Origin of the sequence: Pseudomonas fluorescens (assembly GCF_030344995.1) — a bacterium.
Lineage (GTDB): Bacteria > Pseudomonadota > Gammaproteobacteria > Pseudomonadales > Pseudomonadaceae > Aquipseudomonas > Aquipseudomonas fluorescens_BF.
This window is the reverse complement of the sequence record NZ_CP128260.1, coordinates 396,394-419,459: the sequence shown is the minus strand read 5'-3', so window position 1 is coordinate 419,459 and position 23,066 is coordinate 396,394. Positions and strand designations below refer to the sequence as shown.

General features: G+C 62.7%; 19 protein-coding genes. 2 read left to right on the top strand and 17 right to left on the bottom strand.

Annotation, left to right across the window (positions count from 1 at the left end):
* Nucleotides 1-4: 4 nt before the first annotated feature.
* Nucleotides 5-850 carry a sulfotransferase family protein gene (locus QR290_RS01835; RefSeq protein WP_011331872.1) on the bottom strand — a complete coding sequence of 282 codons (846 nt, stop codon included), beginning with the start codon at nt 848-850 and terminating at the stop codon, nt 5-7.
* Between the two features lie 137 nt (nt 851-987).
* Nucleotides 988-2,583, bottom strand: coding sequence for a glycosyltransferase family 39 protein (locus tag QR290_RS01830; RefSeq protein WP_289204198.1), 1,596 nt, complete (start codon nt 2,581-2,583; stop codon nt 988-990).
* Between the two features lie 240 nt (nt 2,584-2,823).
* On the opposite strand from QR290_RS01830, the gene QR290_RS01825 reads away from it, so the two are divergent.
* Nucleotides 2,824-3,411 carry a phage tail protein gene (locus QR290_RS01825; protein WP_085684342.1) on the top strand — a complete coding sequence of 196 codons (588 nt, stop codon included), beginning with the start codon at nt 2,824-2,826 and terminating at the stop codon, nt 3,409-3,411.
* Between the two features lie 57 nt (nt 3,412-3,468).
* On the top strand, nt 3,469-3,780 hold the full coding sequence (locus QR290_RS01820; RefSeq protein WP_115076100.1) for a DUF6916 family protein: 312 nt from the start codon (nt 3,469-3,471) through the stop codon (nt 3,778-3,780).
* Nucleotides 3,781-3,789: 9 nt separating this feature from the next.
* Here QR290_RS01820 and QR290_RS01815 read toward each other — a convergent pair whose 3' ends face one another.
* The 15 genes from QR290_RS01815 to QR290_RS01745 form a co-directional block, all read right to left on the bottom strand.
* On the bottom strand, nt 3,790-4,278 hold the full coding sequence (locus QR290_RS01815) for a GNAT family N-acetyltransferase (RefSeq protein ID WP_430736779.1): 489 nt from the start codon (nt 4,276-4,278) through the stop codon (nt 3,790-3,792).
* 11 nt (nt 4,279-4,289) lie between these two features.
* The gene (locus tag QR290_RS01810; RefSeq protein WP_289204197.1) at nt 4,290-6,386 is read right to left on the bottom strand and encodes a biotin/lipoyl-binding protein; all 2,097 of its coding nucleotides are present in this window, start codon (nt 6,384-6,386) and stop codon (nt 4,290-4,292) included.
* Nucleotides 6,387-7,706, bottom strand: a complete 1,320-nt coding sequence (locus QR290_RS01805; RefSeq protein ID WP_289204196.1) for an efflux RND transporter periplasmic adaptor subunit — start codon at nt 7,704-7,706, stop codon at nt 6,387-6,389.
* Nucleotides 7,703-8,482 carry an efflux RND transporter periplasmic adaptor subunit gene (locus QR290_RS01800; RefSeq protein WP_115076096.1) on the bottom strand — a complete coding sequence of 260 codons (780 nt, stop codon included), beginning with the start codon at nt 8,480-8,482 and terminating at the stop codon, nt 7,703-7,705. Before QR290_RS01800 ends, QR290_RS01805 begins: the two co-directional genes overlap by 4 nt.
* A gap of 271 nt (nt 8,483-8,753) precedes the next feature.
* Nucleotides 8,754-10,205, bottom strand: coding sequence for an efflux transporter outer membrane subunit (locus tag QR290_RS01795; RefSeq protein WP_289204195.1), 1,452 nt, complete (start codon nt 10,203-10,205; stop codon nt 8,754-8,756).
* Nucleotides 10,202-11,272 carry an HlyD family secretion protein gene (locus QR290_RS01790; protein WP_289204194.1) on the bottom strand — a complete coding sequence of 357 codons (1,071 nt, stop codon included), beginning with the start codon at nt 11,270-11,272 and terminating at the stop codon, nt 10,202-10,204. The genes QR290_RS01795 and QR290_RS01790 overlap by 4 nt, the downstream gene beginning before the upstream one ends.
* A gap of 18 nt (nt 11,273-11,290) precedes the next feature.
* Nucleotides 11,291-12,826, bottom strand: coding sequence for an MFS transporter (locus QR290_RS01785; RefSeq protein ID WP_289204193.1), 1,536 nt, complete (start codon nt 12,824-12,826; stop codon nt 11,291-11,293).
* A 102-nt stretch (nt 12,827-12,928) separates the two neighbouring features.
* A complete protein-coding gene (locus QR290_RS01780; RefSeq protein ID WP_007957716.1) occupies nt 12,929-13,846 on the bottom strand; it encodes a LysR family transcriptional regulator in 918 nt (305 codons plus the stop codon).
* Between the two features lie 58 nt (nt 13,847-13,904).
* Nucleotides 13,905-14,771 carry an ABC transporter permease gene (locus QR290_RS01775; protein ID WP_085608535.1) on the bottom strand — a complete coding sequence of 289 codons (867 nt, stop codon included), beginning with the start codon at nt 14,769-14,771 and terminating at the stop codon, nt 13,905-13,907.
* Between the two features lie 20 nt (nt 14,772-14,791).
* Nucleotides 14,792-15,652, bottom strand: coding sequence for an ABC transporter ATP-binding protein (locus QR290_RS01770; RefSeq protein ID WP_007957720.1), 861 nt, complete (start codon nt 15,650-15,652; stop codon nt 14,792-14,794).
* A gap of 5 nt (nt 15,653-15,657) precedes the next feature.
* A complete protein-coding gene (locus tag QR290_RS01765) occupies nt 15,658-16,683 on the bottom strand; it encodes an ABC transporter substrate-binding protein (protein ID WP_289204192.1) in 1,026 nt (341 codons plus the stop codon).
* Between the two features lie 18 nt (nt 16,684-16,701).
* Complete coding sequence (locus QR290_RS01760; RefSeq protein ID WP_115076089.1) at nt 16,702-17,598, bottom strand: TauD/TfdA dioxygenase family protein; 897 nt, start codon at nt 17,596-17,598, stop codon at nt 16,702-16,704.
* Nucleotides 17,599-17,982: 384 nt separating this feature from the next.
* Nucleotides 17,983-19,350, bottom strand: a complete 1,368-nt coding sequence (locus tag QR290_RS01755; protein WP_115076088.1) for an HlyD family type I secretion periplasmic adaptor subunit — start codon at nt 19,348-19,350, stop codon at nt 17,983-17,985.
* Entirely contained in the window at nt 19,340-21,496 is a 2,157-nt protein-coding gene (locus QR290_RS01750; protein ID WP_115076087.1) for a type I secretion system permease/ATPase, read from the bottom strand. Before QR290_RS01750 ends, QR290_RS01755 begins: the two co-directional genes overlap by 11 nt.
* 34 nt (nt 21,497-21,530) lie before the next feature.
* The gene (locus QR290_RS01745) at nt 21,531-22,883 is read right to left on the bottom strand and encodes a TolC family outer membrane protein (protein ID WP_289204191.1); all 1,353 of its coding nucleotides are present in this window, start codon (nt 22,881-22,883) and stop codon (nt 21,531-21,533) included.
* Between the last annotated feature and the right edge of the window lie 183 nt (nt 22,884-23,066).

The window sequence follows — 23,066 nt, the reverse complement described above, 5'->3', positions numbered from 1 at the left end:
GCGATCAGCTGATCGCGGCGTCGGACTTCATACGAATGACATTGGCAGCGCTGGCTGAGCCATCGAGCCAGAAGGACAAATCGGCGTATTGCTTGAACAGGTCCGGCGGCAGAATCGTGCGCCGTGACTGCAGGGCGACCTTGGGCTTGACCTTGTGCAGGCCGGCCACGCCCAGGGCCTGGTCGAACTCTGGCGCGTCATAGGCCAGGTGCTCGAAATCGTGCTCGAACCAGGGTTCGCCGATAAAGTCGTAGACCAGCCGCAGCACCCGCTCCGGGGCCTGGGTCAGCAGGTCGTAATCGACGATCAGCAGCGAATCGGCGTGCTCGCCGTAATAGGCCTCCTTGAGCGCCGCCCAGGCAAAACCCACCAGGCGGTTGCGCTGAGCCAAGGTCTCGCAGCGGCTGTAGACGGTGTTGCGCTCGACCGCATCGCCGAACAGCTTGGTGTTTTCGAAAGGATTGGCGCGGTACAGCCGCTCGAGGCTGTCCATCACCCAGGCGACATTGCGCACACAGGCGATGACCTTTGCTTGAGGGAACAGGTCGTTGATGGCTGGCAGTCGCGCAGACCACTGGCGGTTGGTGTCGAACACCACCGGTTTGTCGGCCTTGTCGGCGTAGTAGGAGTCGAACAGGCCGCGCAACAGACGGCGGCGCATGTCGGTGTCGATCACTGCGCCGAATTCGCTGCCGGCGCTGCATTGTTCAAGGACACCGGAGAACAGCGCGCCGACCGGACTGGTCATGCCGGCATGAAAGCGCGGGTTCTGCAGAAGGATCGCAGAAAGAAGGGTAGAACCTGAGCGCGGCAAGCCGGAGATAAAGTGGAACTGCTGCAATCCCTTCACCGTATTTGTAAGTCCTTTTGTCTGACGAGCGTAATCCAACAATACCCTTTCGACTACTAGTGTTTTGATATCAAAACAGAGCAAAACGGACTTAAAAATCTCCGCTTTATCGCGAATAAAAAGGTGAACCGTTTAAGTCAGTTTTCTCCCGATTCGTTGGGCGTCTGCAACGAAAAAAGTCGCGCTCTCGCGCCACCCGCCTGGACCTGATCCCGCAACTGCCAAGTCGCAGGCAAGGGCAGGAATGGATCCGGCACCTCCGCATCCAGATCACCGATCAACCAGACCCGGGCACTGCCCTGCGGCAATTCGCTCAGTCGATCCAGATAAACCCCGTCGGACACCAGCGTGCCGAAACCGTATTGATTCGGACGCGTGGAGCGCCCTTCGGCGGTGGGTGGCGTAAACAGCCGGATTTGAGCGTCCGTGCGGTTGTAATAGACGTAACTGAGGTACCACAGCATGTCGCTGGTGATGATCCGGTCGCCGCTGGTGAAGTGGCGATTGACGTAATCGACCATGACGTTGAACTGGTCGTTGCGGTCGACCGTGGCGTTGGCGTTCACCCCGATCATCTCGACCCCGACCAGCGACAGCAGCACCGCCACCGCCAGCACGCGCACGCTGGTGTAGAGGCGGTCGATGGCCAGCGCAGCCAGCATCGCCAGCCCCAGCGCGTAAGCGGTCAGGTAACGCTCGATGAACACCGGCGTGATGAAAGACACGGCGAACACCAGCAACAACGGTACGCCGGTGTAGAGCGCCAGCAGGACACTGCCATGGTTCACGCTGCGATCCCGGGCGACGGCGACCGCCGCCAGCACCAGCAAGGCCAGCGGCACACCGCCGAACAGCAGCAACGGAAGCTGCTCGCCCTCATCCTGGATCAGCCAGAGCCAGATCATCGACGGCAGCGAAGACAGGGTCACCGGATCTTCCCAGCCCACATCGCCGCCGGCCTTGAGCGCGTCCATGTGTTGCAGCAGGTCAATCAGGTTCGGCAGCCACGGCAGGTACAGCACGACGATGGCCAGATTGGCCAGCCACCAGTCCTTGCGCTGGAGATGCTTCAGGCGATAACCCGGCAACAGCCGGATCAGCCCCAGATACAGCCAATGGCTCAGCGCCGCCAGCACCGCGAAATAATGGGTGTACAACGCCGCCGTCATCAGCAGCGCGTAGATCAGCAGATAGCGGTGACGCTGCGGACGCCGAATCCACTTGACCAGCACCAGCGTCGCGCCGACCAGCAGCAAGCCAAGCAACGCGTACATGCGCACTTCCTGGCTGTAGCGCACCGCCGTCGGCAGCAGCGCCAGCAACACCCCGGCGATGATCGCGGCGCGGCGGGTGGCCAGCCGGTCGACCAGGCTCACGCCGAGCCCGACCGTGGCAATACCGGCCAGCGCACTGAAACTGCGAATGGCCAGGAGGCCGTCACCGAATACGCCGATCCAGCCGTGCAGCAGCATGAAGTACAGCGGCGGATGCACATCGAACGCGGCGTGTGCCCAGATTCCGCCCAGCGAATAGCCCGCCAGCAGCAGGCTCGAACCTTCATCGCCCCAGATTGCGGCAGCGGTCAGGTCATAAAAACGCACCACGGTGGCCAGCAGCAGGATCGGAATCAACCAGTGCTCGCGCGCCCAGCGCAACAGGCGCCGGACACCGGCATTCGGTGCAGCGAACGGATCCTGGGTATCCCCCAGCGGCGTCTCGCGAAGAAACTCCATCAACCTCCCCTCAGGTTTTTTGCGAACACAATTGCGTCATCAACTGCGAACACTGTAGGCCAGCGCCGAAGTCGACGCGCGGCCGTGACGACGTCCGGCAAGTCCGTCGATCCGGGTCTACGCTACGGCTTGGCGTGACCTGCCCGCGCAAAAGGAAGGAGTCAGCAAAACGTTTCGACCGGCCCGAAAACAAGGGCGAACGCGCGGCGCGCCGACCACACAACAGAAGGATGAGGAACCATGGAAGTCTTTATGGGTACGATTCAACCGTTCGCCTTCAACTTCGCCCCGAGTGGCTGGGCCTTGTGCAACGGGCAAATCCTGGGCATCTCGCAATACCAGGCGCTGTTCGCCTTGCTGGGCACTTACTACGGCGGCAATGGCACGACCAACTTTCAACTGCCCAACCTGCAAGGTCGCGTGCCCGTCGCACAAGGCACCGGACTGGGCCTGACACCGCGCGTCATCGGTCAGGTGTACGGCACCGAAAACGTCACCGCCACCATTGCCAACATGCCCAACCACACTCACGCGATGACCGGCCTCACCGCCAACACGGCCTTGTCGCTGGCCGTACCCGCCAGCAATCCGGCGACCGTGCCCACCGCCACCAACTCGTACCTCGGCGCGTCCGGCGGCGGCCCTGGTTCGGCGAACATTTACTCCGACGCCCAAGGCGCCACACCGGTGCCGCTCAAGGGTGTGACCACCACCGTCACCGGTGACATTTCCTCCACCGGCGGCAGCCAGCCACTGCCGATCCTGAACCCGGCCCTGGTCCTCAACTTCAGCGTTGCCCTGAACGGCCTGTTCCCGTCGCGCAACTGAGCAAACGCCGGGGGCTTTACGGCCCCCGGCCGTTCTTTTTTTCACTGGAGTCAGACCATGCTGCAAGCGGTTCAGATTCAACACGTCCAGCCGTTGCTCGGACAACAACGCACGCTGCACCTGCCCGATGGCACGGCACTGCCGATTCGGATCGAGCACCTTGATGAGATCCCCGCCGCGAAAACCCGCTACAGCGAACGCATGCCCTTCTGCCTCGAATTCAACAGCCTGGTGCCGACCGAATTCGTCGACGGTTTATGCGCGCTGGAACTCCCGGAACTCGGTCGGGTGGAGGACATTTTCGTGTCGCGGGTGCCGGCGATGGGGCGGGATCCGCAACTGGGTTATTTCTGCATTTCCTTCAACTGAGACCCCGCCTCACTGCGGGTACCACACCAACCGCTCCGCCGCCGGATTGCGCTCTTCCACGGCAAACCCCAGCGCCAGGTAATGCTGGCGCGCATGGGGGTTGTTGGCCCAGACCACCGTCGCCACCGGACAGCGCACTTGCTGCGCGGCTTTTTGCACACCTTGCAGCACGGTTCGCCCGTAACCCTTGCCCCGGGCCTGGGGAATGAAGGCGAGGTACAACACGCGGATTTCATTGACGCCGAAATCGGTGCTGAGTGCGCCGATGGCGGTGCCGAGTTTTTCCACGATGTAGTGCATGGCATTCGGATGGTTTTCCCCCATGCCCTGCTCCTGCACCTGAAATTGCTGGGCAACGATTTGCTGCACCTGTTCCTGCTCGCCGTCGATCCATTGCAGATCCGGCCGCGCCGATTGATACAGGCTTTGCAGAAACGGCCCGTCAGTCGTCCGCGAAGGCCGTACCACCAATCCGTCCGCCGCCAGATTTTCCGTCATCTTCATGCTCCTTAGAAACCGCTTTCCCTGACCCCCAGCGCCGCCATCCGGCGCCAAGCCACGCCGAGCACCGATTCGCCGCTGCCCTGCAACACCACCACGCCGCGCAGTGGCTGCACCGGAGTCGGTGCCTGATCCAGCGTAGTCAAACGCACGCCGTATTGCGCCTGCACCGGCTCCGCCCGTTGCTGCTGATCGCGGCGCACGGCAATCGGCCCGTGGTGATCGGAGGTCAGTGCTTCCTGATCGACATAGGCCACACCGTTGGTGTCGATTTCATTGAGTTGTACCGCGATGGCGGCATGCATCGGGTCGTCGGCGATAAACCGCCCGGTGGCGCCGGGCTTGACCCGCCACAACTCGGCCTCGGCCAGGTAACCGCGCAGGCGGGTGCCGTCCTCGACCACCCGCGCCAGCGCGTCTTTGCTCGACAGCCAGCGGCCCGGCGTCAGGTTCGGCAGCAGGTCACGCACGGTTCCGGCGTGAGGTGCGCGTAACAGCAGACGTTCGCGTTGAGCAGTCAGGCCACGGTATTCCGCCACCGCTTCGGCAAGGCGTTGCTCGACGATGCCGGCGTCGGCAGCGGTTTCACTGCGGCCAGCCTGACGGCGCATCAGCAATTGCTGGATGCGGATTTCCCGGCGGACGATGGCCTGCCGCGAATCGAGATCCGGCGATTCCAGTTCGATCAGCACGTCGCCCTGAGCCACAGTCTGACCATCCGCCACCTTCACGGCTTTGACCCGCGCCGCCGTCGGTGCGTGCAAGGCACTGGCGCGGCCGCCCTCGAGCATCGTCGGCAACTCGACCGAGCTGCGCCACGGCACGATCAGCACCAGCAACAGGCCGAGTACCGCCAGACTGCTGAGCAATACGCGGGGACCATGAGCCTGTTCGCGACGGCTCCACCACTGGCGCCACTCACTCATGATCGGCAGAAAGATGAACCACACCAGTTCCACCAGCATCAGGAAGATCCCCAACACCTTGAAGAACAGGTGATAGACCGCCAGCGCGATCCCGAAAAACAACGCCGCACGCCATAACCACGAGCCATACCCCCAGATCAGCAAACGCCGCTGCATCGTCGGCGACCAAGGCTCCGGCGCCGGCGCGCCATAGCCGAACAGAAATTCCCGCAACCGCCAGCGACACAGGGCAAAGGCCCGGCCCTGCAAATTGTCGACTTCCCACAAGTCGCTGAGCAGAAAGTAGCCATCGAAGCGCATGAACGGGTTGAGATTGACCACCAGTGTGGTGATCCACGTCGCGCTGGCGAGCATGAACGCCGCTGTGCGACCGGGCCCGTCCGGCAGGAACGACCAGACCAGCAGCGCGATGCTCGCCAGCAACAATTCCGCCATCACCCCACCGGCACCGATCAACAGTCGCGCGCGTCGATCATTGACCCGCCAGGCATCGCTGACATCGGTGTAGAACATCGGCAGCAAGACCATGAACGCCACGCCCATGCTTTGCACCCGACACCCGGCGCGCTTGGCCATGAATGCATGACCGAACTCGTGACAGAGCTTGGCGAAGAACAGCGAGACGCCGAACGCGATCGCGCCGCCGAGGCTGAACAGATGCGGAAAGGTGCCGACAAACCGCTGCCAGTCCCGCGACACCAGAAACACCCCGAGCGCCAGCGTCGCCGGCAGACCGTAGCGCAAGGCCTTGGGACCGAAGCGCTCAAGCCATGGCCAGGCACGGTTGAGAAAAGTGTCCGGGCGCCACAGTGGAATGCGGAAGAACAGGTATTGATGCAGCAGGATTCTCCACAGGCTCTGGCGTTGCACGAGGGCTTTGAGCCGATAGCTGGCGCGCTGCTGTTCGTCGAGGGCGCTGATCAAATCGTGACCGCGCAGGAACTCCAGCAGTTGCGCCAGCTCGTTGCCGTCCAGAGGCAACCCCGGTTCACGATTGGCGGCGCGCAGCACTTGTTCGGGATCGCCCAGCGACCAGTGGCGCAACAGGCGCATCGCCGCTGCGCCGAGTTTGAAGTAGCGCCCGCGCACCGGGTCGGCCAAGGTCCAGCGCGGCGAACCGTCCAATGCCGGTGCCGCGGGCGACAATTGCAGGTCGGCACGCAGGCTCGGCAGGGTCATTTACAGGCCTACGCTCTGGCGCAGCCCGGCGAGCGGACGCCGCAGCAGGTACAAGGCCAGCGGCGCACGGTCGCCGAAAATTTTTGCGGTGCCGCGCAGGCCGATGCGCGGCGGTGCGTCGGCGAAATTGGCGTCCAGCCGATAGGCCAATTGGCCGCCGGCGGTGGGCTGCGCCTCGTAGGCCGAACGTTCGAGGGTGGCGAGGTGGCGTTGCAATGGGTCGCTGTCGAGAAACAGCGCGACTTCGGCGCCCGGCTCCAGCGAGATCGCGTCGCCCACGGCCAGTTCGATACGCAGTTCGGCCTGGCTCGGGTCGGCGATTTCCATCAGCCGTTCGCCGGTCTGCACCGGTTTGCCGGTCCAGCGTTCGGCATCGGCAAATACCGCAATGCCGTCGCGCTCGGCGCGCACTTCGCTGCGATTGAGCAGTTCGCGGGCGTAGTCGCGTTCGGCGCGTTTCTGTTCGGCGCGGGCGGCCAGCAGATCGACCCGGGAGTTGGATTCAGCGTCGACAAACGAGCGCTGGGAGTTGGCTTTGAGTTCCGCTTCGGCGACCCCGAGCGCACGCTCGGCGACATCGGCCTGAGCCTTCAGTGTTGTGCTTTCAAAACGCAGCAACAGGTCGCCGGTTTTCACGCTCTGGTTGGGTTTGACCAGAAACTCGGCGATCACCCCGTCCAGCGGCGCGGCGACAACGCGCCCGCCCTGAGGCACCACTTCGGCGGGCGCCAGCACCGACTGGCGCACCGGGATCAACAGCCCGAGCAGCAACACGGCGACCAGCGCCACCTGGCGTTTACGGGTCCAGCGCAGCCGCCAAGGTTTGCGCGGTTGCAACGCCAGCCAGGCATGGCTGTAGGTGTCGCCCAGTTGCGACAGCAGCACTTGTTCGGATGGGTTCCACGGCAGATCACGGGCCAGCCACAAACCGCCGAACACCTGACCCTGACGGTCGATCAACGGCAGCCAGAACACTTGCATGGCCGACAGACTGCGCCAGTCGGCCTGAATCGATTCGCCGACCATTTCCGGCGTGATCACCCGCGCCTGTTTCAGCACATCCTGCTTGAACAACTGCGCCACGGCCTGCTCGACGAACGCCACGAACGGCGCATTCGGCTCCACTGCGCTGACCCCGGTCACCGCCTGCACCTTGCCGGCGATCAACAGCGCCGCATGGCGAAAACCGAACAGCGACTGACCGTCATTGACCAGGCTGTAGGCCAGTTGCGAAATATCTTGAGCGGCGCGGGTCTGCCGTTCGAGATCAAGAAACCGCGCGAACACCTGCTCGGCAGTGCCGCTCACCGGGGCGTTCACTTAAGCTCCGGAAAACGCGCGGTGCCGCTCATGCCGGCGAGCAAGCCTTTGGCTTCGGGGAGTGTTGCGACCAGCAACAGGGTCTGGCTACCTTCATCGATCCGCGCACCGAGGCGTTTGACCGTGGCGTCGATCGGCTGACCGGTTTCATCAGGCACGAAGCTGAACGACTGACCGGGCTTGAGCCTGGCCATCCAGCGCGACGGCACCAGCAGATGGATTTCCAGCGTGCGGTTGTCGACCACATCGAGCAGCGGCGCACCGGCCGGCACGCTTTCATAACGCTGCACCTTGCGCTCGACCACTTGCCCGTCGAACGGCGCGACCACGCTGCAGCGTTTGACCTGAACTTGATAAACCTGGGATTGCGCCTGGGTCTCGCTGACCTTGGCCTCGGCCCGGGCCACTTCGAAACGCCCGACGGAATTGAGCGCCGCCAATTGCCGGTTGTGCGCCAGCTCTTCACCGGCGCCACGGCTGGCGGCTTGCGCGGCATTCAACTGGGCCTGATAGGCTGAACAGTCGAAACGCGCCAGGGTATCGCCCTTCTTGAACGACTCGCCCTCGCTGAACGGCAACTCGACAATCCGCCCCGACAGCTCGCTGGCCAAAGTCGCCTGATCCCGCGCCCGCAACACACCGCGCGCTTCACTGCTGGCCGACGCATTCGCCGCCCCGCCGTTATCCAGCAGCGGATCGTCTGGCGCGGGCGTTTGAGCCTGAACTGCACACGTTACAAAGGTCAATCCGACAACCCAACCACGAAAACGCCGCATAACCGTTACTCCCTGACGGATGCTCGGAGTCTACGACAGCGGCGATTAGCGTCAAGCGAAAGGCCATCATTCGTCTTGAGGTGGGCGCTTTCGTCGCTTACAAACTTTAGGGAAGTTTCCTACGCGACTTTCCAAAGGGCCGTTATTGCCGATTTATCGTTCGTTGCTTACTCTCTCCGCACTCAACCCCGTACGTAGCGATTCAGTTCGCTGGCAGTTGGGGTCAAAGAAACCGGCTTCGGCCGGTTTTTTTATTTTTGCGCTTTTGCACTCAACGCTGCGCCATCTCCCCCACCGGATACACCGACTCCCATCCCCCGCCCAATGCCCGGTACAGCCCGACCATCGCCAGTGAAACGCCGGTGGAGCTTTCCACCCATTGTTCCTGGGTGGCGAGCAGTGCGCTTTGTACGGTCAGGACGTTGACGAAGTCGACCACGCCTTCGACGTATTGCTGTTGCGCGGTGCGCAGGGCGATCTGGTTCTGGCGCACGGCTTCGGCGAGGCTGTCACGGCGGCGCTGGCTGGCGTTGTAGGCGGTCAACTGGTCGTCGATTTCGTGCCAGGCGCGCAGGACGGTCTGTTGATAACCGATGGCCGCTTCCTGCTGCTGGGCTTCGCGCAGTTGCAGCACGCCGCGCAGGCGGCCGCCGTCGAACAGCGGCAAGCTGAATTGCGGGCCGATGCCGAAGGCGCGTGAGCCCCAGGAGCCGAAATCACTGAGCTGCATGGCTTGCGAGCCGAGATTGCCGGACAGGGTGATGCGCGGATAGAAATCGCCCTTGGCCACGCCGATATTCGCGGTGGCGGCATGCAATCGGGCTTCGGCCTGGCGGATATCCGGGCGACGCTCGGCCAGTTGCGACGGCAGCCCGATGGCGACGGTCAGCGGCGACTGCGGTACCGGCGCGTCTGTGGATAACTCTTTGGTCAGGGCTTGCGGCGGCTCACCCATCAACAGGCTGATGGCATTGACCAGTTGCGCCTGACGCTGCTCCAGTGCCGGCAGCCGCGATTCGATGGCCGCCACTTGCGCGGCGGCTTCGGCGACGTCGAGATCGGTGGCCACGCCGTCGTTGAGGCGCAGTTGCGAGAGTTTCAGACTGTGCCTCGCCACATCGAGGTTCTGCTCGGTGACCGCGCGGGTGTTCTGCACCCCGCGCAACTGGATGTAGTTCTGCGCGGTGTCTGCGAGTACCGCCAACAGCACGCCGCGCCGGTCGTTTTCCGCGACTTCGAGATTGGCATCGGCGGCTTCGGTTTCCCGGCGCACGCGGCCCCAGAAGTCCAGCTCCCAAGAGGCGGAGAAACCGGCATCCCACAGGTTGAAGGCGGAATTGCCGTTGTGCCCGGACGGGTCGTTCAAGCCTTCGCCGCTGTTGCGTTTGCGGGCGTAGCTGCCGGTAGCGGCGGTCGCTGGATAACGGTCGGCGGTGATCACCTGACGGGCGGCGCGGCTTTGTTGCAGGCGGCTGCTGGCCAGTTGCAGGTCAAGGTTGCTGCGCAAGGCGCGCTGGGTCAGGGCCGAGAGTTGCGCGTCGTGAAAGACTTCCCACCAGCGCTCGTTCAAGGGTTCGCTGACGGCCTGGCTGACAGCGGTTTTCGATGGTTTTGCCCAGTCGGCGATTTGGGTGGCTTCGGGTTTCTGGAAGTCCGGGCCGACGGTGCAGGCCGCCAACGCCGACAGACTCAGGACAAGCGTCAGGGACTGAAAGCGCTTCATCGCTGCGTCACCTCACGCACCGACGTCGCCGAGCTTTTGGTATCAATGCTCGCCTCCACCGACATGCCCACCCGCAGGCGCTCGGCCAATGGCTGGCCCGGCTCCAGCAGGATCTTCACCGGAATCCGCTGCACGACTTTGGTGAAGTTGCCGGTGGCGTTGTCCGGTTTGACCGCCGCAAAGGTCACGCCGGTAGCCGGGGCGATGCTTTCGACGCGGCCGGTGAGGGCTTCGCCGCCAAGACTGTCGACCCGCACGACAACGTCCTGCCCCGGCTGCACGTCGGTGAGCTGGGTTTCCTGGAAGTTGGCGACCACATAGGCCTGCTTCAACGGCACCACCGCCAGCAGTTTGCTGCCCGGCGTCACATAGGCGCCGACCCGCACCGCGCGCTCGCCAATCATGCCGTCCTGGGGCGCGGTGATGCGCGTATAGGACAGCTCGAAACTGGCGATCTCCAGCGCAGCCTGAGCGTGTTTCAAACTGCCCTCGGCGGCATCGCGCTGCGCCGTCAGAATCTCGACCTGCTTACGTTCTGCGGCCAGTTTTGCCGTGGCCGTGTCCAGCCGCGCAGAGGCCTGATCGATGCGGGTGCGCGCCTGTTGCGCGTTCTGTACGGTGCCGGCACCGACGCCGGCCAAGTGGTTATAGCGATTCAATTCCTGCTGGGCGAAAGCCATTTCAGCCTTGGCCGACACCACCGACGCCTGCGCCTGAGCGATCACCGAAGTCTGGCGCTCCAGCGTGGCCTTGGCGTTCTGCAACTGCGCGCGGGCCACCAGGGTTTGCGCATCGGCGGCCTCGGCGGCAGCGCGCAAGTCGCGGTCATCGATCAGCGCCAGCAACTGCCCGGCCTTGACCTGCTGGTTGTCTTCCACCAGCACCTCTTTGATGAACCCCGCCACACGCGGCACCACCAAGGTGAAGTCGGCGGAGACAAAGGCGTCGTTGGTGTTCTGCTGCGTGCGCTTGCCGAACAGACCAGGCATCGCCAGATACACCAGCACACCGACCGCCAGCGCAGCGGCCACAGCCACCGCGAGTTTTTGCTTTGCTTGAGTCGTCATAAAAACCTTCTATTTCAGTCAGGTCGGCGCGCGCGGCGGGAAGATCCGCGTCGGCAGCCAGAAAATCAGCAGGATCAGCGCCACCGCGACGCCGGCCATGCACAGATAAAGATCCGAAGAAGTCAGCACCACCGCCTGTTCGTGCAGGCGATGGGCGAGGCCGGGGTCGTTGCTCGCGGCCAGCGGCGAGTTGCCGAGGCGATCGACCAGCATCGTCGAGTGAAAATGCAGGCGCGAAGTGCTCAGCGCTTCGATCACGCCGGTGGCGACCACCGCCGCCAGGCCTTTCACGGTGTTGAACCACGCCGAAGCGAACGGCCCGTCCTGGGGCTGGATGCTGCCGGTCGACAGCATCAGCAACGGCAGCACCGCCATCGGCTGGCCGAAAATCTGCAGCCATTGCAGCACGTAGAAATCGTCGCGAATCCATTCCGAGGTCAGTTGCGAGCCGCCCAGGCACGACAGGGTCAACATGCTCAAACCGATCCCGAGCACCCAGCGGCAATCGACCCAACGCAGGTTGCACAGCGCCGCCACCAGAGGCAGCGCGAGCAGTTGCGGCAATGCCGCCAGCAGCATGATCGGAGCTGTCTGCACCGGCCGGTAACCCTGCACCTGAGCCAGATAACTCGACGGAATCAACACCACCGCCAGCAGCACCACCAGCACGCCGGCCAACGTCATCAGCGCAAACGACAGGTTGCGGATGCCGAGCATCTGCAACTTGAAAAACGGAATCGGCTGCGACCATTCATTGATCAGAAACGCCACCAGCAACAGCGAACCGGCGCCGAGCAAAGCGCAGATCAGGTTGGATTCGAACCAGTCCAGGCGATTGCCCTGCAACAGGCCGATCACCAGCATGCAGATCGCCGGAAAGCCCAGCAGCAGGCCTTTCCAGTTGAACGACTTGAGGCGTTCAAGACGCAGCGGATCCTGAGGGATGCCGTACGCCACCATCGTCATGGCGATCAGGCACGGCACGATGATTTGCCAGAACGTCCATTGCCAGCCGACGTATTCAGTCCACAACCCGGCCAGCGGTGTACCGAGGCCTGGGCCAAACGTGGCGGTCAGGGCGTAACCGGCGAGGCCGTACAGTTTGAAATTGGCCGGCAAAAACCGCAGCGCAACGGTCATCAGCATCGGCGGCAACGCGCCGCCGGCCAGGCCTTGCAGGATGCGCATCAGCAGCAGGCTTTCGTAGTTCGGGGCGAACGGGCAGAGCACCCCGAGCAGGGTGAACACGCCGATGGCGCACAGGGTGAAGCGACGCAGGGAAAAGGTCACCGAGCACCACGGCGCGAACGCCATCGCCGCCACCGAGGTCGCGGTGTAGCTGGCGACCAGCCAGGTGCCTTCGTCGTAGCCGATGCTCAGGGCGCCGCGAATGTCGGCCAGGGCGACCTTGGTCACCATCTCGTTGAGACCCGACACCAGCACCGCCAGCAGCACGCCGACCAGACCGATGATGATCCGCGCCCCGAACACCGGTGGCGCGGCGGCCATCGGAGCGGCAGCGGCAATCGGCGCCGTGACCGTCAAGGATGTCATGCAGGCGAACTCCGGAGGGAAAAATACCGGAGCATGGTAGTAGGGCTTAGTGCTGACGAAAATTGACTTCTTGGCAGTTTATAAGTGCATCAGACGCAATCGTCAGGGCTGTGCCGCCAGCCAGGTTTCGTCGCAGCAGGTCTTGAGGGTTTCGCGCAGCCAGCGGTGGGCCGGATCCTTGTCGAAACGCGGGTGCCAGGCCTGGGTCAGCATCAGTGTCGGCAACGGAATCGGCAGGTCGAACGAGCGCAGTTTCAAGCCCAGCCGCCGCACGCTGAGCAGCGCTTCCTTGGGTACTGGCAGAATCAGGTCGGAGTCCGGCAGGGCGAACATCGCCGCATGGAAACTCGGCGCGATCACCGCTACCCGCCGCTCCAGGCCCAGCGCATTCAACGCGGTGTCGATAGGCCCACGGGCGATGCCCCGACGGGACATGCTGATGTGGGAAAAACCGGCATAGCGTTCGGCGGTGATCTCGCCATCCAGCAGCGGGTGATCCTCGCGTACCAGCCCGACGAAGTGGGTGGAAAACAGGTTCTGTATTTTGACTTCCGGCGTCACCGGTCGGGTGTTGCTCACGCTCAGGTCGATTCGCCCTTCGCGCAAGGCTTCATCGTCGCCGTCGCCCTCGGGAACGAAGCGCAACTCGCAGTGCGGCGCCAGTTGATCCAGGGTGTCGAACAGCTTGCCGCCGTACACGCCGACGAAAAAGTCGTTGGCGCGAATGCTGAAGCGCCGGCGCAACGTGCCCAATTCCACCGCATCGGCCGAGCGAAACAGCAGCGCCGCCTGCTCGACCACATCGCGCACCTGCTCGCGCAGCTCCAGCGCCTTGGGCGTCGGCACCAGACCGCGACCGGCACGCACCAGAATCGGATCGCCAATGGCTTCGCGGATCCGCGTCAGCGTGCGGCTCATGGCCGCCGAACTGAGGTTCATCCGCCGTGCGGCGCCGACCACGCTGCCCTCGTCGAGCAAGGCGTCGAGGGCGACCAACAGGTTCATGTCCGGGAGTTGCATGCTGAGCACTCGTGACCGATCAGGATTGATTCGCACGCAATGCTAGCAGATCAGAAAATCAGCGCTGCATCCCCCAGCGTTTCACCGTCACCCGCTCCAGCGTATCGAACACCAGGTTCTCCACCAGCAGACCGATGAGGATTACCACGGCCAGACCGGCAAACACTTTGTCGGTGTAAAGCTCGTTGCGGTTCTGGAAGATATACCAGCCCAGGCCACCCTTGCCGCTGGTGGCGCCGAATACCAGTTCGGCGGCGATCAGGGTGCGCCAGGCGAAGGCCCAGCCGATTTTCAGCCCGGCGAGGATCGACGGCAGCGCCGCCGGAATCAGGATGAACAGCACGAAGCGCATGCCTTTCAAGCCGTAGTTTCGGCCGGCCATGCGCAGGGTTTCCGAGACGCCGAGAAACCCGGCGTAAGTGTTCAGCGCCAGCGCCCACAGCACCGAATGCACCAGCACGAAAATCAGGCTGTTCTGCCCCAGGCCAAACCACAGCAATGCGAGCGGCAACAGCGCAATCGCCGGCAGCGGGTTGAACATTGAGGTCAGCGTACTCAGCAAGTCCCGACCGAATTGGGTCGAGACGGCCAGCGTGGTCAGGGCGAAAGCCAGGACGATGCCGATCAGGTAACCCTTGAGCAGCACCACCAGCGAGATCCACACCTTGCCCAGCAGTTCGCCGCTGAGCAGGCCGTCATACAGCGCATGACTGGTCTGCAAAAAGCTCGGCAACAGAAGATCGTTGTTCTGCACCCGGGCGACCACCTCCCAGAGCACGGCGAGCAAAATCAGGATCACGCTTTTGCGCAGCCAGCCCTGTTGCCACAGTCGCTGGCCCAGCGGCAGCTCGCGTTCCACCGGGACGCTGGTCAGCGGTTGCAGATCGTTTTCGAATTCTTGACGTACGGATGATGAATGGCTCATCGGGCAATCCTCCAGGCAGCTCAATAAGCGATGCGGATATCGGTGAAATCCAGTTCGCGCTCGGTTTCCGGCGACTGTCCTTCATCGAACAGCAACCGATGAATGCGCCGTGCCGATTCCTGAAACGCCACACCGCCAAGGCTGTGCAGATCGTATTGATGGCTGTGCACTTCCGCCCTGACCCGGCCCGGGTGCGGCGACAACAGCAGGATGCGATTGCCCACCACCAACGCTTCTTCAATCGAGTGGGTGACGAACAACAATGTGAAACGCACCTCCTCCCAGAGCAGCAGCAATTCCTCCTGCATCTTGCGCCGGGTCAGCGCATCCAGTGCGGCGAACGGTTCGTCCATCAGCAGGATTTTCGGCTGCATCGCCAGCGCCCGGGCAATCGCCACCCGCGCTTTCATGCCGCCGGACAAGGTGTGCGGATAGGCATCGGCGAACGCGGCCAGACCGACCTTTTCCAGATAATGCAGCGCACGCTCCTCGGCTTCTTTTTTCTTCAGCGTGCGCGAGGCCAGCAGCGGAAACATCACGTTCTGTTTGACGGTTTTCCACGGTGGCAGTTGATCGAACTCCTGGAACACCACGATCCGGTCCGGACCCGGCGCGTCGACACGCTGGCCTTGCAGACGGATCTCGCCCTCGCACGGCGCAATGAACCCGGCGACGGCTTTGAGCAAGGTGGATTTACCGCAGCCGGACGGGCCGAGCAGCACGAAGCGATCCTGTTGATCGACTTCGAAGCTGACCTGGTGGGTGGCACGCACGACGCGCTGCGGCGTGCGGTATTCGAGGCTGACCTGGTCGACCGCCAGCAGCGCTTGCGCGGTGGCGATCGGGTTGCTGGCCGCGTGGCCTTGCAAAGGGGCGTTCATGTCGATCAGCTCCCTTGCAGCGGTTTGTCGTCCTGGAAGAAGTAGTCCTTCCACGATTCGGGTTTGTTCTTGATCGCGCCGACGCGGTAGAGGAATTCGGCAAGCGGGTAAGTGTTTTTCGGCGTGACGCTGAATTCGAACTGCGGGTTGTCGATGATTTTCAGCAACGCGGCGCGGTCGATCTTGGCCTTGGTCACGCGGATGTAAGTGTCCGCCGCCGCGCCTTTATCATTCTGTGCAAATTGCGCGGCTTCGGTCAGCGCTTCGACGAATGCCTTGTAGGTTTTCGGGTTCTCGTTGCGGAATTTCTCGGTGGCGAACAGCACGGTCGGCGAGTTCGGGCCGAGCACGTCATAGGAGTTGAGCACCACGTGCACATTCGGATTTTCCAGCGCCTGATCCTGGAACGGCGGGTTGGAGAAGTGCCCGGTCAGCTCGGTGCCGCCGGCAATCAAGGCAGCGGTGGCGTCCGGGTGCGGAACGGCGATGGTGTACTTGTCGAGGCGATTGAATTCCTTGTCGCCCCACTGCTTGGCCGCCGCGTATTGCAAGAAACGCGACTGCACCGAAACGCCCACCGCCGGCACCGCGATGCGGTCCTTCTCGGTGAAGTCGGCGATGGTTTTGACCTTGGGATTGTTGCTGACGAGGTAGTACGGGAAGTTGCCCAGCGAGGCCACGGCTTTGACGTTCTGTTTGCCGTGGGTGCGATCCCAGATCGTCAGCAGCGGACCGACGCCGGCGCCGGCAATGTCGATGGAGCCGGAAAGCAGCGCATCGTTGACTGCCGCGCCGCCGGACAACTGGGTCCAGTCGACCTTGATGTCGACGCCTTCCTGCTTGCCGTACTTCTCGATCAGTCCCTGATCGCGAACCACGTTGAGCAACAGATAGACAATGCCGAACTGTTCGGCGATGCGGATTTCACCTTCGGCGTGGGCCACGGTCGGCGCCACCAGGCTGCCGGCGATCAGGCTGAAACCGAGGCCGATGGCCGCTGCCAGCGGCGCGAATGGAAGACGTTTGGACATGATCGGATCTCCGGCAAATCAGAAAGGCGCGTCGCCCTGGATGGTGGTGCGATACAGCTTGCGGCGCAGGTGCGCAGGGCAACCGGCGGCAAGGTGGATCAGCGAGCGGTTGTCCCAGAACACCAGGTCGTGGGGCTGCCATTGATGGCGATAGATGTTCTGCGGCAGCACGCTATGGGCGTAGAGCTCGTCGAGCAGTTGCTTGCTCTCGTCTTCCGGCAGGCCGACGATGCGGGTGGTGAAGCCTTCGCTGACGAACAACGCCTTGCGGCCGTTTTCCGGATGGGTGCGGACCACCGGGTGCACGACCTCGGCGACCTGAGCCAGTTGCTCCGGGGTCAGGGTCGGGCGCCAGTTGCCTTCAAATTTGGTTTCGCTGTAGCGCGCGGTGTAGGAATGCGCCGCCGAGCGGCCTTCGACGGCTTTGCGCAGCGCGTCGGGCAGGCTATCCCAGGCTTTGTGCATGTCGGCGAACAGGGTGTCGCCGCCTTCGGACGGCAGCTCCTGGGCGTGCAGCATCGAGCCGAGGCTCGGCAGCTCTTTATAGGAAAGGTCCGAGTGCCAGAACTTGCCGGCATCACCGAGGCCGATGTTCTGGCCGTCCTCGACGATGTTGGAAACGATGAGAATTTCCGGGTGATTGGCCAGCAGGAACTGCTTGAGCACGTGGATCTGCAACACGCCGAAGCGGCGGCTGAAATCGATCTGCTGTTGCGGGGTGATGCGCTGGTCGCGGAACACCACGACATGGTGATCGAGGTGCGCGCGGTGAATGCGGGCGAAGTCTTCATCGTTGACCGGACGGGTCAGGTCGAGGCCGATGATTTCGGCGCCGACGGCACCGCTGAACGGGCGGATCTCGAAGGTTTGCGGCGCGACAGTCGCGGCGCTTGGGGTAGCAGTAGCTGCGGACATCAATCAATCTCCCACGCACGGCGCGCTCAAGGGCGCGCGCGTCGATCAGAAACTCACGCTGGATTGCGTGTTGGTTCGTGTCGTGCGGCGCGCCGATTGGTCGGCAGGTACGCAGGGAGTCGACTTTATAGCTATAAGAAGCGGAATTTAAATACTGTTAACGAATAACGATATGGCGATTGCTTAGGAATGGACTGGATGGTGAGTGACCATTTGTGTCACTTCTGGACGGAATGTGTTGTTCCGACAGACGCCTTCGTCGGATCTCCGCCCGGAACAAGCCCGCTCCCACAGAGTTCTTTGGTGAGCACACAATCGTGTTCTAACCGAGATTCCTGTGGGAGCGGGCTTGCTCGCGAAGAGGCCTGAAAGGCCAGTAGAGATCTAGCGCTCGTGCAACGCCTCGGCGCGGGCGCGGATGATCGGCTTGAGCAAATAGCTCAGCACGGTCTTCTTGCCGGTGATGATGTCCACCGACGCCACCATCCCCGGGATGATCAGCAACGGCTTCTCGTCAGTACCGAGATGGCTGCGCTCGGTGCGCAGTTTGATGATGTAGTAGGTGGTTTTCTTGTCTTCGTCGGTGATGGTGTCGGCACCGATCTGTTCCAGCTTGGCCTTCAGGCCGCCGTAGATGGTGTAGTCATACGCGGTGAATTTCACCGTGGCTTCCTGGCCCGGATGCAGGAACGCGATGTCCTGCGGGCGGATCTTCGCTTCGACCAGCAGGGTGTCGTCCAGCGGCACGATTTCCAGCAGGTCGCTGCCCGGCTGGATCACGCCGCCGATGGTGTTGACCAGCATCTTGTTGACGATACCCCGTACCGGCGAAGTAACGAGCGTACGGCTGACCCGATCTTCCAGTGCCTTGCCGGTGGCCTGGGCCTTGTTCAGGTCGGTGCGCGCTTCGTTGAGCTGAGTCAGGGCTTCGCTGCGGAATTTGCCGCGAGTTTCGTCGATCTTGCGCTGCACTTCCTTGATCGCCGATTCGGCGCGCGGGATCGCCAGCGTGGTGGCGTCGAGCTGACCACGGGTTTCCACTTCGGCACGCTTGAGTCGCAGCACTTCCACCGGCGACACCGCGCCCTGGGCCACCAGCGGCTCGGACATGTTGATTTCCTGGCGTTGCAGGCCGAGTTGCTGGCGGTACTGCGCCTGCTTCGAGGTGAACTCGCGCAGCTCTTGCTGACGCTGGATCAACTGTTCCTGCAAACCGCCGACTTCATCGTGCAATTGCTGGCGACGGCTGACGTATAGCGATTCTTCGCTCTTGGCCTGACCCGGCACAGCCTTGAGCACGTCCTCGGGGAAATTCAGCGGACGGTCATCGACCTCGGCACTCAGGCGCTCGACCCGCAGCAGCATCGACAGGCGATCAGCCTCGGTTTCGCCGACGTTGGAGGCAAAACGCGTGTCGTCCAAACGCACCAGCGGTGCGCCGGCCTCGACGATCTGGCCTTCCTTGACGAACAGCTCGGAGACGATCCCGCCCTCGAGGTTCTGGATTTTCTGGATCTTCGACGAGGGAATCGCCTTGCCGTCGCCCTTGGTCACTTCGTCGATGACGGCGAAGTTGGCCCACAGCATCAGGAACACGAAGAAACCGATGATCGCCCAGATCGTCAGCCGCACCACGCGCGGCGCGTCCTCGATCAAGGCCTTGTTGACCTCCGGCAGCGGCTGGCCCTGCAGCGATGCCGAGCCTTTGAAGTAGCGGCGGATCGAATCCTTGAAACCCGACTTAAGCAACACTGATCTGCCCCTTCTTCAACGCTTCCATGACGGCCGCTTTCGGGCCGTCGGCGAGGATCTGTCCACGGTCGACCACCAGCAGGCGATCGACCAGCGACAGCAGCGATGCCCGGTGCGTCACCAGCACCACGGTCTTGTTTTCCACCACCGCCGCGAGGCGTTGCTTGAGGCGTTCTTCGCCGGTGTTGTCCATGGCGCTGGTCGGTTCGTCGAGCAACAGGATCGGCGGGTTGAGCAACAGCGCCCGGGCCAGGGCGACGTTCTGACGCTGACCGCCGGACAGGTTCTGCCCGCGCTCGCCGACTTGTAGCTCATAACCCTGTGGATGCAGGCGGGCGAATTCGTGGACGCCGGCCAGTTCAGCAGCCTGCAGGACAAGCTCGTCCTCGACGTAACGGGCGCCGGAAATCAGGTTGTCGCGCAGGGTGCCGGCCAGCAGCTGGATGTCCTGCGGCACGTAGCCGATGTTGTAGCGCAGCTCGCTGACGTCGATCTGGCGGATGTCGACGCCGTCCACCAGCAACGCGCCGTCGTCCGGCTGATAGAGGCCGACCAGCAGTTTTGCCAGTGAGCTTTTGCCAGAACCGCTGCGGCCGATGATGCCGATTTTCTCGCCGGGACGGATCACCAGGTTGATGTTCTTCAGCGCCGGGTTCTGTTGTTCCGGGTAGGTGAAGTTGAGCTGGCGGCATTCGATGGCGCCTTGCAGAACCTTGCGGCTCAGCGGGCGTTCTTCGAAATTGCGCTCTTGCGGCAACTCCATCATCTGGTCGACCGAGGTCATGGTCACCCGCGCCTGCTGGTAACGGGTCAGCAGACCGGACAGCGACGCCAGCGGGCTGAGGGCGCGACCACTGAGCATGTAGCAGGCGATCAGGCCGCCCATGCTCAGGTTGCCGGCGATGATCTGGTACACGCCGAAGACGATCATGATCACCCCGGCCAGTTGCTGGATCAGCAGGGTGATGTTCATCGCCAGACCGGAGAGCATTTTCACCCGCAGCTCGAGGCGGCTGAGGGTGCCGATGGTCTGTTCCCACTGATACTGGCGTTCGCTTTCGGCGTTGTTGACCTTCACCGCGTCGAGGCCGGCGAGGGTTTCGATCAGGCTCGACTGACGCTCGGCGCCCAACGCCATGGTGCGTTCCATGGTTGCCACCAGCGGCTTCTGCAGCGCATAGCCGATCAGCAGCGCGATCGGGAAGGCCAGCACCGGAATCCACACCAGATGCCCGCCGAGAATCGCGATGACGATGAAGATCAGGATGGTGAACGGCAGGTCGATCAGGCTGGTCAGGGTCAGCGAGGCGAGGAAGTCGCGCAGGCTCTGGAACTCGTGGATGTTCTGGGCAAAGCTGCCGACCCGCGCCGGGCGGTATTTCATGGCCATGCCGACGATGCGTTCGAACAGCGTGGCAGAGATGATCAGGTCGGTTTTCTTGCCGGCCAGATCCAGGCACAGGCTGCGCAGGCTCTTGAGGATCAGGTCGAACATGTAGGCGCCGGTGATGCCCAGCGCGAGCACCCACAGGGTCGCTTCGGCCTGGTTCGGCACCACCCGGTCGTAGACGTTCATCACGAACAGCGGCGCGGCCATGGCGATGATGTTGATCAGGAAACTGGCGGCGATGGCGTCGGCGTACAGCCAGCGCGAACGCTTGAGGGTGTCGCGAAACCACGAGCGCGCACGCGGGATCAGCGTGCCGTGGTTGACGTCGAATTTGTGCTGGGGCTGGGCGAAGAACACTTTGCCGGTGTAGTCGTCGGCCAGCAGCTCGCGGCTGACCAGGGACTCGCCGCCGTCGCTTTCGCTGAGCAGCACCCGCGCTTCGCTCTCACCCTGCCAGCCAAGCAGGACGGCGCTGCGGCCATCCTTGAGCAGCAACAGCGCCGGCATGGCAATCGCCGGAATTTCTTCCAGCTTGCGTTGCAGCACCCGCCCTTGCAGCCCGGCGCGCGCCGCTGCGCGGGGCAGCAGCTCGACACTCAGGCGTTGCTTGGGCAGCGGCAGGCCGGTGGTCAGCATGGCCGCGCTGGCGGGTTTCTGGTGCAGCATGCAAAGAGCGAGAAGACCATCCAGTAACGGATCGTCGTGCAACGCGCGTGGATCATGACTGAGATGAACTCGACTGACTTCTGATTCCACGCTCGACACTCTTTAGCAGTTGAAAAGGGACAACTCAATTCATCCCAGGCAGCTGGACCTTGGGCTTCACGTCGTTCTGCACAACGGATGCCAATGGTGCGACCACTCCCTGGCTCTTGAGCAATTCGCCCATGGTCGCCTTGATTCGATACTGAGTAAATAACTGAATGTTTTTGATTTCAGCCAGACGCCGCGAAGCGGTGAACAACTCGTTTTCGCTGTCGAGCAAATCCAGCAGGGTACGTTCGCCGAGGCTGAACTGACGCTGGTAAGCGGTGCGCACCGCGGTGCTGTGATCAACGTATTGCTGAGCGATCGGCACCTGAGCGTTGGCGTTGTTCAGGGCGTTCCAGGCCAGGCCCAGTTCTTCATTCAATTGACGCAAGGCGTTGTTGCGGATGTCCAGCGCCTGGTTCGACAGGTAGGACTTGGATTCCAGATCGGCCTTGTTGCTGCCGCCCGAATACAGGTTGAAGCGCATGCGCAGCATCGCCTGCCATTCGTTGTTGTGACCGTTCTGGCCGTCGAGGTCGTTGTCGGCAGTGCGGCCCAATTCGGCGTCGAAGCGCGGGTAGAAGGTCGACTTGGCAGTCTCGTACTGCTTCTCGGCAGCGGCGATGTCGGACTCGGCCGAGCGCAGGATCGGGCTGTTTTCCAGCATCTGCGCGCGGGCTTCATTCAGGTTGGCCGGCATCATCGCCATGAACGGCGCCGGACGCTCCAGTTGATCGGGCATCTGGCCGACGGCGCTGAGGAAATTGGTTTCCGAGTCGGCGAGGTTGGTCTGCTCGGTGATCAGGTTGTTGCGAGCCTGGGCCATCCGCGCTTCGGCCTGATCAAGGTCGGCACCACTGCCGACGCCGCGCTGGGTGCGCAGCTGGATCTGGTCGTAGATGCGCTGGTGGCTCTTGAGGTTTTCGTCGGCCAGACGCACGAACTCGCGACGGGTCAGCACGTCCAGGTAAACCTGGGCCACGGTCAGCGCGGTGCGCTCGGAGGTGCCCAGCAAGGAATAGGCGCGGGAGTTGACGGTGGCTTGTTGACGCCCGACTTCGCTGGACGTCGCAAAACCGTCAAAAACCATTTGCGACAGACGCAAACTTGACTCGCTGCGGTTCAGGGTTTCCCATTGATTGCCGCCACCGGCGGCACGGGTGGTGACGCTGTCGGTGCCTTCACGGCCATAACCGCCCAGCAGATCGACCTTGGGCAGGTATCCACCTTTTGCAGCCTTTAACTGATAATCCGCGGCCAGTCGGCTGTTGACCCCTGCCTGGATTTCCGGATGGACATCCAGCGCCTGTTGCATGGCTTCTGGTAAGGATTGTGCTTGTACGAAAGACGCGGCGAGAGCGAAGGGTAGAGCCTTGAACAGGTGCGAACGCATGGTAAAGATTTCCCAGAACTTCTTGTCTTGAATCACAGCAAAATGACGAGCTGCGTCGGAAGATGGCAACCGGAATGACCGTATGTCGGAAAGTTTAAAACCGGAACTGGATCACACGCTGAAGGGCAGGTCGCCGCATAAATATCAATGTGACATTACCGGGGCGATTGTTTAGGATGGCTC